The organism is Clostridium lacusfryxellense, assembly GCF_018861735.1.
Taxonomy (GTDB): domain Bacteria; phylum Bacillota; class Clostridia; order Clostridiales; family Clostridiaceae; genus Clostridium_AD; species Clostridium_AD lacusfryxellense.
Window position 1 is genome coordinate 61,029 of sequence record NZ_JAHLEB010000022.1, and the last position, 13,748, is coordinate 74,776.

The following is a 13,748-nucleotide window of genomic DNA, read 5'->3' on the forward strand; positions in this document are numbered from 1 at the left end:
TAATGATGTAAATATACTAATAATTATAAGATAATAAAAAAACACCTAAATTAATTAGATGCTCTTAAATCTTAAATAATATCCACTTACATGTACCCAATTCATATTTCAATTCATATAACCTCTCAGACCCCTTAATTATTCCTTGGCACCTAAATACTAGCATATTATTACCTGCAAGCTTCTCCTTGTCAATTGTAATAACTTTATCTATTTTAATTACACTTATACTTTTATCATCATTTGAAATTCTAAATCTTATTGGATTTATTTTTCCTTCAGTATTTGTCCAACTAACTACCTCAATTGCTTTAGCTATTATTTTCATACTCTCCCCCAATTTCACGAACATCAGTTCGTAATTCTATTATATATTAATTAATGTATTTTTAATAGTAAATTAAAATACCTTTTTTAGAAATATATGTAGTAATTTTTATAATCGGAGGGGTTATTCTAAATTAGTTTGTATTTGGTTTTAATGTATTCTTTTCAATCAAAATAAATATTGCTATAAATACCTCATATACAATTAGAGTGTAGGCAAATCTCCATCCACCTTCCATAATTAATATGCCCATTTTTACAAATATACTTTGAGTTACAATAGAAATAAAAAATGGTATTAAACTCCAATGCCACCGTTTGAGCACACATGTAAATAATACTAATAGAAGAGCTTCAATTACATGATAGAAAAAAATAATTATGATACTGGATAGGTATAGGTTACCACATAGATTATTTACAAAGCCTATCTTGTAATATTGTTTCCCCATAAGTAATAGTATTGGAGCTGGAGTATGTATGATTACCATCGCAACAAAATAGAATGTTATTGCTCTTGTTAATCCATAACGTTTTTGTTTTAATCTATCGAACCATTTATAAGCAATTATTAGCAAGACCAAAACTGTAATAGCCGTCATATAATATCTCCACCAATGGTGCTCATATACTCTTATGTATACATACAAATAATCAATAAAGGTAAACAAAGCAATAAAAAATGAAATCCAAGTGTAACGACGTAAACTGGTCACCACTATAATGGCTGCCGCCGGGTAAAATGTCGTATTTAGTATTAGATGCCCTAGTAGATTTTGGGCCCAAGGGTCTATAAAGAAACCAGTTTTATATGAATAAGCATTAAATAAACCAAGCACCAAAAATTCACAAATCCACGTAAACCCAGCCATATATAAATAAAATACCAAAAGTGTTGAAACTCTATAAGTGTCTCTCTTCAAGTATATAGTGTAACCTGTACTTACTAACGAAATGATAGCTATAATAATATACCAGAATATATTTTGCATAATACACCTCTAAAATTTATTTTTAACACTTAAGATAAATAAAATATAAATCAGTAAACATATAAATATTATTATTTACTTTAACATTATAAAATATTCAATAAAGAGGCTACACTTTTTCAAAAAGAACCCGGCCCAAATTAAAACCCTACAATTTCAATGCCACCCACAAAACATGTATCTTCATAAACAGTACTATTTTGGTTATTATATAAATGAATTTTCACTTCGCCTAAAACTTCTTCTTTAATTATTTTTTGCATTTTTCCTTGCTCTGGAGCAATTAATTCTCCTGCTTCTTTTATATTTGCTTCTATTCTAAGCGTTTCTTTATTATTTTCTAATAATATTGATATCTTTTCATTAGTTATACTTTCAATTTTTAATTTACTATTATTATATGTTGCAAATCTATATTCCCTTCCATCAACAACTAAATTACATATGTATCCCATAAAACTTTTACTCATGAATGGAATATCAGCTATAGAACAAAAAATACTTGTGTTTATATTTTCAAAATTATTAGCTTGAATCCAAATATATTTTTTGGGAAAAGAATTCCCCCAATCTTTTTCGATATATCCTTTCCCATTGTTAATATCTATTTCTTCTTCATTAATTTTAATCATTCCATTAACAATATGATTCATGCTAACAATGCCATGATAACATTCCATTTTAGGTATATATGCAAAACATCCCATTATATTAGGGCTTAAAATGGACCTTTTGATAGGAGTTAATGAACCTAATTTTAATTTTCCTTCAATATGTAAATCTTCATCTAATAGTTTAATTGATATCATTGACTCAGTGAAAATATTTTCTCCTATCTGTAACCTAAAAGGACTATTGCTAATTTTAAAATCTTTGAGAGAATATTTTACATACCCTGTTTTTATAGTTTTCTTTTTATAATCATCTAAACTCACAAATATATATTGAACGAAACAATGAACATCATTATTAAATAAGCTAATACCAGGTATAAAACTTATAACCTTTTTTTCATCCTCTGAAATTTGCTTATAGTACCAGCCTTCAAAATATCCTTTACTTTTATTATTTCCTTGAAATAACATAGGATTCTTAATTTTATTCAACCACATCTATATCACCCTTCACCCTAATAATTCCCCTAACAAAATTCAACATAAAACCTATCAAATTATATTTGAATCAATTGTATTATTACTTTCTTTGTAGTGATTTAACCTAGTAACAGCAGGCCCTTCTATAATGTCTCCCTCAAAAGTAAATCTTGACCCATGGCAAGGACAATCCCAAGATCTTTCTGCATTATTCCATTTTAGTTCACACCCTAAATGTGTACATGTTATATCAACTATATGTAACTCACTATCTTTATCTCTATATGCACCATATCTTTCCCCATCAATCTGTACCATCTTTCCCTCATCATTTTTTAAATCAAAATTATATTGTCCAACCTGAAGTTTTCCTTTTATTAACTGCTTTGCAACATCAAAATTTTCTTTAGCGAAGTTCTTAATAACCTCAGCGGAAATATGACGTGATGGATTATATACCTCTTGATAAGGGCTTTCATTTTTAACTATAAGATCCCTCAGTATACCTGCAGCAGCTGTTCCATTCGTCATTCCCCATTCTCCATAACCAGTCGCAACATAAATATTTTCAGATGTTGAAGTAAGATTCCCTACATATGGGACACCATCTAATGTTATATAGTCTTGGGTTGACCATCTATATAGAAATTTTTCAACATCAAAGTTTTTTTCTGCATAATTTTTTAAATTAACATAGTGTTTAATCAAGTCACCACCATGAGCAGTTTTATGATCTTGCCCTCCAATAATTATCATCTGAGCATCATTATAATTTTGTGTCCTAAAATACCAACCAGCTTCACTTGCATCTACAAATGTACCTTTTGGCAATTTATCCTTTATTATTGCGGATATTACGTATGACCTTTGTGGCCTAAGTCTTGAAAAATATAATCCCAAACCATCATAAAAAGGAAAATGTGAAGCCAACACGACTTTTGAGGCTATTATTTTAAATCCTGTATCTGTTATTACCGTATATACTTTATCATGTTCTATATCTACAGCTCTTGTATTTTCATAAATTTGACTATCATTGCCACAAATATTTTCCGCAATTTTAAGAAGGTACTTTCTAGGATGAAATTGGGCCTGCTCCTCAAAGCATAATGCCCCCTTTATTGAAAATGGTAGATCTAAGTCTTTAATATATTTTGCTTTTATTCCTAGACTTTTAGCTGATGCAGCTTCTTCTATAAGCGTATCTACATATTTTTCATCTGTTGTATAAACATACGCTGGTAGCCTAGAAAAGTCACAATCAATATCATATTTCTTTACCATCTCTTCTATAAAATCTATAGCCCCTTCGTTAGCATCTGCATATTGTTTAGCTTTTTCACTCCCCATAGTATTAATTAAATTACTATATATTAAATCATGTTGCGATGTAACATAAGCTGTAGAATGCGCTGTAGTTCCTTGAACTATCTTATCAGCCTCAATTAAAGCAACTTTAAACCCTTCATTTTTCAGTAGTAAAGCTGTCGTAATTCCAGTAATTCCACCGCCTATAATTACTATATCAACTTTTATATCTTTATCTAAAGTTGGGTAATTTGGATCCTTTGTTGAATCAAGCCAATAAGATTTTGGTGTTAAAATATTGTTAATGCACATATTATTCTTTTCATCCATGAATTTACTCCCTTCCTTTAACATAATTAAACATATGTATTTTGTGTTTATATAGTCAAAAATATGTATTGTTTCAATACTTTAATTATCCATTAATTAAAGTAAAATAAGCGTTGATATTTAAATATATCAGCGCTTGTTTTTGTTGATTTAATTGTTATTTCTTACTATAAATTTCAATTCCATCTCTAGCTATCTGTTTTTCTATATTTTCATTTAACGAATCTAGAAAAACAATATCACAAGAATAAATTCCTATTATATCATTTATTTCTTCTACAATAATCCCTTTACTTTTACCTGCAAACCCTATACATAAATCTATATCTGAATTTATATTTTCTGTTTCTTTTGCTCTTGACCCAAATAATATTACTTTATCAATACTACTATTATTTTGGAAATAATTTATCAGGTTTTTATATACTTCTTTTTCAATACCATACATATCACATTACCACATTAGAAAGGTTAAATAATAGATTTTCTATTGCATCTGTATAATCACTTACTATCTTATTTTTAATTTTTTCATAATCCTGCTCATCATAAATATGTGATGTAGAGTTTCTTGATAATAAGATGTCATTCCAGATTTCTATATCATTAATTAATCCTTCCTTGAAGGCTTGCTTATAACAACCTCTTGGATTATTTATTTCTAGGCCTGAAGCCTTAAAGATCTTTGAGAGTAACTTCCAAGTTAAATCTTCTAATGTTTCATATTTTTTAATAATAGAATCTCTATATACTTCTACTGTTATATCATCTGGATCTTTTATATTATTAAAATTATCTGTTATATTCTTTAGATGGACTAACATTCTATATGCGTAGTTATATGATAATTTTATCGCTTCATCGTATTTATCTAATATTCCCATAATACTCAATCACCCTTCCTAAGTTATATATATTATTTTACCATATATAAACACATCAATTCTACTACTATTCTTATAGTATTTTATGAAGACATAGCTCCTTAACCGCTTCTTCAATCTCCATTAAATTTTTGCCAATGCCACTTTGTACAGCTACAACAATTGCTCCTTCAACAAAAGCTGAATCGAGAATTTTAACTTTTTTCTGCATTTCCTCGGGAAGTGTTTCAATAGCCATCTGCGCATTCATATATGCACTGCCAAGATCGAATAATATAACTACGCCATCTTCTGAGTATACTTGGTTTATGGCTAAAGTGATTTTATCCATATCAGTTCCTAGCTCATTCTCTTTAGTCCCTCCCGCAGCTATAATCGAAATATTGTCTATCATTTGAAGTGCTAACTCTTTTACTCCTTCTGCCACCTTGCTACTATGTGATATTAATACGATTCCTACCATACTACACCAGTCCTTCCTTTATGCCTTTTACTTGCTCAAAAATAGCATTTAATATTAAGTAACTGGAGGTTGCTCCTGCATCTTGATGACCAATACTTCTTTCTCCAAGATAACTTGCTCTTCCTTTTGTCGCTATTATAGTTTTTGTATATTCTACACCTTTAAGTGCTGCATCTTTTGAAGCTTTTAGAATATCCACTGAGGATAAACCCGCTTTTAGAGATTCTTTCATAACATCAATAGCTGGTGCAATAGCATCTATCATTGTTTTTTCTCCTATTTCAGCTTTACCTCTCATCATAACTCCACCTAAAGCGGCTTCCATTATTTTAATAAAATCTTCAATATCTATATTTTCTTTTCCATTAACTTCTCCAGCCGCTTTCATAAACGCTGTTCCATATAGTGGTCCTGATGCCCCCCCTACATTTGAAACTAAAGCCATTCCAGTCTTCTTAAGAATATCTCCAATGTCGACTCCATTATTATCCTTTAGCTTATCTTTAACAGCAATAAACCCTTTGTTCATGTTAATTCCATGATCTCCATCGCCTATAGCTGCATCTAATTCACACAAATAACTCTTATTTTCTTCAATTACATTTGCGATCTTATTTAATATTGAAATTACTTGTAATCCTGAAATACTCATCTTATTACCTCCCTATAACACCTTTAATGCAGGTGTATCTGCAGGTGCATCTAAAAGAACCTTTAGTTCATCATCAAGTTTTAATAATGTAACAGAAAATCCTGCCATCTCAAGAGCGGTCATATATTCTCCAACAAATGTTCTATAAACTTTAATTCCCTTTTCCGCCAAAAGCTTATGAACCCTTCTATTAGCAATATATAGTTCCATTAAAGGAGTAGCTGCAAGCCCATTAACCATAACTGCTACTTCAGAGCCTGACTCTAACGGCATATCAGCTAATATTTTCGATAGAAGTTGATCTACTACTTCATCAACAGGTTTAAGAGTTTCCCTATGGGTTCCTGGCTCTCCATGTATACCCATGCCAATCTCAACTTCATCTTCTGCTAAGGTAAAATTGGGTTTACCTGCAGCGGGAACTATGCAGGATGTTAAAGCCATTCCCATACTTCGTACATTTGCTATAACCTTTTGGGCTACTGCCTTAACCTCTTCTAAACTTGCTCCAGCTTCTGCTTTTGCTCCAGCAATTTTATGCACAAATACGGTTCCAGCTATCCCTCTTCTTCCTGCTGTAAAAAGACTATTTTCAACTGCTACATCATCATTAACAACAACAGTTTCAACTTTAATTCCATCCATTTCAGCCATTTCACTTGCCATTTCAAAATTCATTATATCTCCTGTATAGTTTTTAACCACTAAAAGAACTCCGCATCCCCCATCTACAGCTTTTACCGCTTCATAAATTGGGTTTGGAGTAGGCGACGTAAATACTGCTCCAGCAACTGCTGCATTTAACATTCCACTTCCTACATATCCACCATGTGCTGGTTCATGTCCACTTCCGCCACCACTAACTAATGCAACTTTTCCCAATATAGGAGAATTTGTTCTAACAAGTACACTTTCATTTTCAAGTTTTCTAACATATTGTGGATGTGCCATTACTATACCTTCAAGCATTTCCTCAACAACAAATTCTGGATTGTTAATTAATTTTTTCATTTATAACCGCCTCCATTTATTAAAAAAACTTAGTATACCTAATATATTCTATATAATATTGAACATTCCTCCAAATTATCTTGTTTTAACAACACAAAACAACCTCAACTAATCTTTACCTACTCAACTAAGTAAAAATAACCTTAGAACTTAAATTAAAGAACTAAGGTTATTTATATTTTAGTGTGTATCTGTATACCTAAATGAGGATTGTTCTCTGTTATTCATATCAAAATTTGATCAATTCTTTTGCTTAGTTACTTAAAGTATCCCTTAAAATTACCATCCGCTAATTTAGATAAACCACCATTGTTTAAATGTTTAATATAATCATTTTGAGTAACTACACGAACAATAAATGTTCTTTCTGATTGGTTTAATGCGTTATCTTTTACTGAAACTTTAACCGTATATATTCCATATACAGCTGTATTTACGCTCTGTGTAATTGTTGCTTTTGAAGTTATAGCACCATCTTTGTTATCAATTACTTTTATGCCTAGTGATTTTATTGGGTCAAATTTCGAGTTAATTCCAATCATTATATTATTTCCTGATATAACTGGCGGGGTTATATCATCTTTTACTGTTACATTAAATGTTTTTACTTGTGAATTATTTTTAGATATATCTGCTACAGTTGCTGTAACTATATATGTTCCAATTTTATCATAATTAAGTTTACTAACATCTAGTACTACATTACTAGTTATATCCCCATCTAAGTTATCTATTGCTTTTATATTTAATGCTTTTACTAGATCAGCACTCGAGTTTCCTAGAAGTATTGCACCATCTTGTCCTGTTATAACTGGAGGCGTAGTATCTATTATCCTTGTGAAAGAAAAAGTCTTGTAGTTAAATCCATCCCCCTCAACAAATACTCTTAAGTTTTGAACTCCTGCTTTTAAGTCTACAAACATAGGATTTGTTGTGTCTAGATAATTTTCCCAACTACCGTTTTTAATTAGTTCTATTCTACCTAATTCTTCACCTAGTCCATTTTGCAACACAGCTGCTGGGGTTGCTCCTGACGCTGTTGCATAATTAAAGTCTACCTGAAACTTACCCGCTGTCTTAACATCTACAGAATAATCTAAATATGATCCGGCAACAACACATCCAACGTCCTTAATCCCGTTCTTAGTTTCAATTAGATATCCTTTATCTTTAGAACCTGCAAAGAAGTTCTCAGCCGCAATTATTGTTTTATCTCCGGCTTTTGAAGATATAATCTCTTGTGGTGCTAATTTCTTAGCTATCTTTATTAACTTTAGTTCATATCCAGAATTACTAGCTTCGAATCTTAAAGTTTGTACACCAGCCTTGAGATTTACTGTGTCCTTCATGACTCCCGTGCTACCCCAAAGGTTCCCAACACTAAGTGAACATATATCTCCAACTATTGTAGTATTCGCTCCACCACTTACCTTAATTGCATTTGGCGAACCACTACTATTAGCCACTTCATAGCTTATAGTGTACTCTCCAGCTGCTTTTACATCAAGATAATAATCCATTCTATTTCCTGCGACTACATTGGTAGCCAAAGATCCTATTTTTCTATACGCATCAGCTTCTGTTAAAGTTATCTCTGTATCACCTAATGCAATTTGACTAGTAGGTGAAGTTGCGCTAGCTTGACAGTTAATATCAGTTGTTAGCGTGTTTCCTGAGGTTGAATCACTATTATATGAGGATTCTAATAAATTCACTGTAAATTTTAAATCTTCATAATATGAAGTATTGGCCCAAGTTAAATTTATCTTAACATGAGTTGAATCTACATATTCCTTTGTACCCGCGCTCACAAACCCATTGGATACCATATCTCCTGATAGTGTAATATTATTTATCTTATCTTCAATAAATGTCCCACCAGTTAAATCCAACACTATATTTGAAGTTTTAGCTTGAATTTTAGAGTTGGCAGGTACATTTGATGTTAAAATAGGATCCGGAAGAGGTACAATACTTGTATCTGGAGTCCACTGGTAAGTTGCTACATTTTGTGCTGGAATTGTAGCTAATATTTGTGTCCCATTGTTTAGTATCTTAAATGTTTGATCCTTATCAGTTTGGTTTATAACAACTGTAGCTATTGTACCATCTGTATTCTTAAAGGAAACATTAGTAACAGTATCTTTTGAACCATAGTTACTATCAATTCTCACTGCACCAGGTCTTACAAATTTAGAAAATTGTCCTTCTATATAATATTCTGGACATGCCCAATAATTATTTGGAGTGTTTGCATCTCTAACAAACATAGTAGGGTCTGGTGTCCCTGGCCATTGGTGTGGAGATATATTACTATCTAACATAGTTACGCACGAAGTATAACTTTGAGCATAATTTCTGAAATAATTAGCTATCTCATCAGCACCTTTTGTTCCCCATACAGCTCTTTCTGTAAGATGAATTTCTTTGTTTGGGTACAGGTTATGAATATCGGTCATAGCTGTTGGAACTCCACCATAAGGGTGAAACGCAATTCCATCTACTCCATTTGCACCATCTATTACTTTCGGTACATAGCTAGCCGCGCCATCAAAATTATGATCAAAAGCCCAAATTTTAGGGGCAATATTCTTAGATTTAAGAATACTACTCTCAGAGATATCTTTCTTTAATTCTAATGACAATAATCTTTCTTGCTCTGAAGAAATTGCACAACTCGGATAATTAATTTCAAGCATAGGTTCATTCTGAAGAGTCATTGCATATATTGGAATACCTAATTTTGCATATTCCTCAAGATATCTTGTATAATACATAGCCAAATCGTTAATATGTGCATCACTTAATTTTCCACCTCGAAGAAGTAATCCATCACTGTTATTAAAGGATTTACTGCTAGAAGTTTCTTCCTTCATCCATCCCGGTGGAGTCCATGAAGATGCAAACAATTTTATATTTGGATTTAATTCTAAAGTTTCTTTAATTGTTGCTATAGTTCCATCGTCAATATCTGATTTTATTGAAAATCCTTTTTTGCTAGTATTTTTCCAGTCCGGACCATTAACTCCTGGAACATTATCAAAATAAGTGTGGAATACATCCCCTGTAAAATCAGGAGTTCCTATTGTTACTCTCATAAGGCTCATTCCAGCCCCAACTGCAGGGTCAACAAGTTTTTTCAAAAAGTCTTTTTTTACTTTTGGTGACAATCTATTAAGGTTAGCTATTGTGGATCCTTCTATTGAAGTTCCGACTCCCAAAATGCTCTGATATTTCTTTGAATCATCTACCTTTATAGTAGTTACTTCATTTGTTGTACCAGGCTTAGTTATATCAATTTTCCCCTTAGGAGAAAGCTTGTTTGGTATTTCTTTTGCTGAGTCATACCAGCTTTGACTTGCAGGTTGTACAGCTGAGCTCATAGTTACACTTACTGCATCTTTATTAATTACATCTCCTGTAGATGTAATCGGAATAGGAGCAGGCGGTTCCACATATGCCCCTACTTTTATAAGCTTAAACCAATTAAAATTGAATCCATTTGCTGTTGCCTTAAACGCTAATGTCTGCTTTCCAGCCTTTAAGTTTACATGGTTGCTATTTGTCGTAGATATAGTAGCATATGTTTGCCAACCATTTCCAGGAACAAAAGGAAAACCTACTGTTGTAAGTAATGTAGAGCCTAGAGACAGTGTAGCCCCACACCCGTTTGCATTGCCCCAGTTATTAGGATCAGCAACTGCAACTCTAAAATCTACTTGATATTGTCCATCTTCCTTTACATTAACATAATAATTTGTAAATGTACTAGCATCAATATTACCCACATCTAGTCCGCCTTCGCTACAGGTTTCAGTTTTTGCATTACCACTAATAAAAGCCTCAGCTTCTATTGTCCCAGGGACTGGTAATGATGTATCTACAACTGGTGGAACAACTGGTTTTATTGGCAACTTATATTCATTAGTTGTAGTATCATTACCTTTTTTGAGTCCATATCCATAATTAAATAAATTTGAAGCTTTTGATGGGTCAAATTTATTTACTATATCCTTACCATACCAAGGCCATGTTATTGGTAGCTTGCCAGTAAAGTCATATTTTCCAAATAAAACTTCTGCAACTCCCTGCCCTTCTGTTCCCGGAAGCCATGCTTCAACAATTCCATCTAAATTATCTATTTGATCAGCTATAGTAATAGGTCTTCCTGTTACTAAAACTGCAACAATTGGAGTATTCGGATGATCACGTTTAACATTATTAATAGTTGCAATATCAGTCGCATCTAAAGTTAATGCATCTGCTGATTTATCTCCATCTGTTTCAGCATAAGGAGTTTCACCAATAACTACAATTGCAGCATCATAATCTCCTGTAGCTACACCATTTTTGTTATAACCTATTTTAACGTTTTTACCAACCGTACTTTTAATTCCCTGTAGAATAGTTGTACCAGGTGTCACATTACCAGTTTGACCTTGCCATGAAATTGTCCACCCACCTGATTGTGTTCCAATATCATTTGCACTTTTACCTGCTACAAGAATACTCTTCTTTCGTTTTAACTTTCCTACAATATCTCTATCATTCTTAAGTAAAACTAAAGATTCTCTCACTGCTTGACTTGCAATATCTCTATGTGCTTGTGAACCAACAGTAGTTAGTAAATCTCTTTGAGCATATGGGTCTTCAAATAATCCCATTTCAATTTTAATTCTTAGAATTCTTGATACAGCATCATTAATTCTTGTTTCAGTTACACCACTTCCTGGTGTAACTTTTTCATCCGCTTCTAAAGTCTTTAAAGTAGGAATAAAAGTTCTCCAAGTATTTGGTACCATAGCCATATCCATACCTGCATTAATAGAAGTTTTTATTTTTTGAGCATCTGTTGTTTCTGCAACTTGCGCTATGCCTTCCCAATCTGAAACCACAATACCAGTAAACCCTAGTCCACCCTTACTAACATCACCTTTTAATATCTTGGTGATTACATCTGCATTACCATGGCATTTTACTCCATTTATGCTGTTATAAGATACCATAATGGTTCTTACTCCAGCTGCAATAGCTGCTTTATAAGGTGGAAGTAATTCATTTTTTAATATTGTATTATTTAATAACTCACCATTTGAATTAACCTTTACCGTTCCATTATTATTAAAAGAATCAGGTATTAAAGCATTACCTTGGTTAATCCCGTCTGTGGTTAACCCCTCTCCTAAAAAGTGTTTTGCAGTTGCAATAATTTTATCTGGTCGTTTGAGCGTTACATCTGGATTATCACCTTGCAATCCCTTAATATAAGCTGTTCCCAAAGTAGAAACTAAATTAGAATTTTCACCAAAAGATTCATATGTCCTTCCCCATCTTTCATTATGTGGTACTCCAAGCACTGTAGAAAATGCCCAATTTACACCTGTAGCTCTTACCTCCGATGCAGTTGCTTGTCCAATTTTTTCTACTATCCTTGCATCTTTTGAAGCTCCAAGCCCTATATTATGAGGGAATATTGTTGCTCCAACTAAATTATTATCTCCATGTACTGCATCTACTCCATATAGTATGGGAATTCCAAGCCTTGACTCAGTCGCGGCCTTTTGAAATCCATCTGTCATATCCGCCCATCCCACCGCCGTGTTTGGTGTGGGAACTGATCCACCCCCACTTAAAATAGAGCCTAAAGAAAAGGTTGTAACATCTTTAGTTGTGGCTGAAGCCCTCTCTGCTTGTACCATTTGTCCGATTTTTTCATCTATTGTCATTTTTGATAGTAAATCTTTTACTCTAATATCAACTGTTTGACTTTGATCCATATATATAGGAGTGCTATCTGCTAAAACCGTAGAAAAGTTCGCACTACTAAATATCATCGAAAAAGTCAGAATCATAGATAACCATTTTTTCAACATGTATTTCCCCCTTTTTTTAATTTGTTCATTTCTAAACGTTTTCATTTGTGTCATGAAAACTTTTACATTAATTCAATATGTTAACATTATTATATCACTTTAAACACCCTTTTTAAATGTAAGTTCCAAAAAAATAGAGCAAACAGATAACTTAATATCCGTTAACTCTAATTTTATGCTTCTTCTATTATTAAAGTAAATATGCTCCTTCTTCTATAAGCCTAGCTCTCAGATACTGTACATCAATCGCATGTACATCTACCACCATATGCTTTAAAGAATGATCAGCATCAATTCCAGCAGCTTCTCCCATAGCAAGACATACTGCCATTACAAGTAATCCAAATCATCATATCCACTTACAAATATTATTTTAGTATTATTCCCAGACTCTCTTATCTTTTTAGCAAGCAACATCCCATCCATTTGAGGCATTCTAATATCTGACAAAACAATATCAGGCTTTTGTTTTAATATAAGATCAATCTAACATTACCTTTGATTATTATGCTTATATCTTTTGGATAGCTTAACTCTTTAAAACTATATTTCTACATTTTTTTCCAATTACCTTTATATTAGCTAACAGAACTTTTTCACGTCGTCACTAATTTCTGTAACGATACAATAAAAACCTTACTGTAAATTGTTTGCAATAGCAATAACTAAGGCATTTTTATAAAACAAAAGGCACCCTTCTAAATGAACCGACACCTGTCAAGTAGACACGTAAAATAATTAAAAATGTATAAGATGATGCGATCAAATTGTTGGTCGCATTTCTTATGCAGTGTGTTTGTTCTTCTTTGCTTCT

At 32.3% G+C, this 13,748-nt stretch carries 12 protein-coding genes; all 12 read right to left on the reverse strand.

Features of this window, described 5'->3' with window-relative positions:
• Positions 1-64: 64 nt before the first annotated feature.
• Positions 65-328 (reverse strand): hypothetical protein, encoded by a 264-nt coding sequence (locus KPL55_RS13720; protein ID WP_216307299.1) that lies wholly within the window; start codon positions 326-328, stop codon positions 65-67.
• Positions 329-461: 133 nt separating this feature from the next.
• Positions 462-1,319, reverse strand: coding sequence for a hypothetical protein (locus KPL55_RS13725; RefSeq protein ID WP_216307300.1), 858 nt, complete (start codon positions 1,317-1,319; stop codon positions 462-464).
• 140 nt (positions 1,320-1,459) lie between these two features.
• The gene (locus KPL55_RS13730) at positions 1,460-2,431 is read right to left on the reverse strand and encodes a tocopherol cyclase family protein (RefSeq protein WP_216307301.1); all 972 of its coding nucleotides are present in this window, start codon (positions 2,429-2,431) and stop codon (positions 1,460-1,462) included.
• A gap of 54 nt (positions 2,432-2,485) precedes the next feature.
• Positions 2,486-4,051: an FAD-dependent oxidoreductase gene (locus KPL55_RS13735; RefSeq protein ID WP_216307302.1), complete on the reverse strand. Its 1,566-nt coding sequence runs from the start codon at positions 4,049-4,051 to the stop codon at positions 2,486-2,488.
• Between the two features lie 157 nt (positions 4,052-4,208).
• Positions 4,209-4,499, reverse strand: a complete 291-nt coding sequence (locus tag KPL55_RS13740) for a nucleotidyltransferase domain-containing protein (RefSeq protein WP_216307303.1) — start codon at positions 4,497-4,499, stop codon at positions 4,209-4,211.
• Between the two features lies 1 nt (position 4,500).
• Complete coding sequence (locus tag KPL55_RS13745; RefSeq protein ID WP_216307312.1) at positions 4,501-4,938, reverse strand: HI0074 family nucleotidyltransferase substrate-binding subunit; 438 nt, start codon at positions 4,936-4,938, stop codon at positions 4,501-4,503.
• Between the two features lie 70 nt (positions 4,939-5,008).
• Positions 5,009-5,398, reverse strand: coding sequence for a dihydroxyacetone kinase phosphoryl donor subunit DhaM (gene dhaM, locus KPL55_RS13750; RefSeq protein WP_216307304.1), 390 nt, complete (start codon positions 5,396-5,398; stop codon positions 5,009-5,011).
• Position 5,399: 1 nt separating this feature from the next.
• Positions 5,400-6,050: a dihydroxyacetone kinase subunit DhaL gene (dhaL, locus tag KPL55_RS13755; RefSeq protein WP_216307305.1), complete on the reverse strand. Its 651-nt coding sequence runs from the start codon at positions 6,048-6,050 to the stop codon at positions 5,400-5,402.
• Positions 6,051-6,062: 12 nt separating this feature from the next.
• Complete coding sequence (gene dhaK, locus KPL55_RS13760) at positions 6,063-7,061, reverse strand: dihydroxyacetone kinase subunit DhaK (RefSeq protein ID WP_216307306.1); 999 nt, start codon at positions 7,059-7,061, stop codon at positions 6,063-6,065.
• Positions 7,062-7,318: 257 nt separating this feature from the next.
• Positions 7,319-12,934, reverse strand: coding sequence for a glycoside hydrolase family 3 N-terminal domain-containing protein (locus KPL55_RS13765; protein ID WP_216307307.1), 5,616 nt, complete (start codon positions 12,932-12,934; stop codon positions 7,319-7,321).
• 190 nt (positions 12,935-13,124) lie between these two features.
• A complete protein-coding gene (locus KPL55_RS13770; protein WP_216307308.1) occupies positions 13,125-13,265 on the reverse strand; it encodes an FAD-dependent oxidoreductase in 141 nt (46 codons plus the stop codon).
• Positions 13,265-13,420, reverse strand: a complete 156-nt coding sequence (locus KPL55_RS13775; RefSeq protein ID WP_312887295.1) for a response regulator — start codon at positions 13,418-13,420, stop codon at positions 13,265-13,267. Before KPL55_RS13775 ends, KPL55_RS13770 begins: the two co-directional genes overlap by 1 nt.
• Positions 13,421-13,748 lie beyond the last annotated feature (328 nt).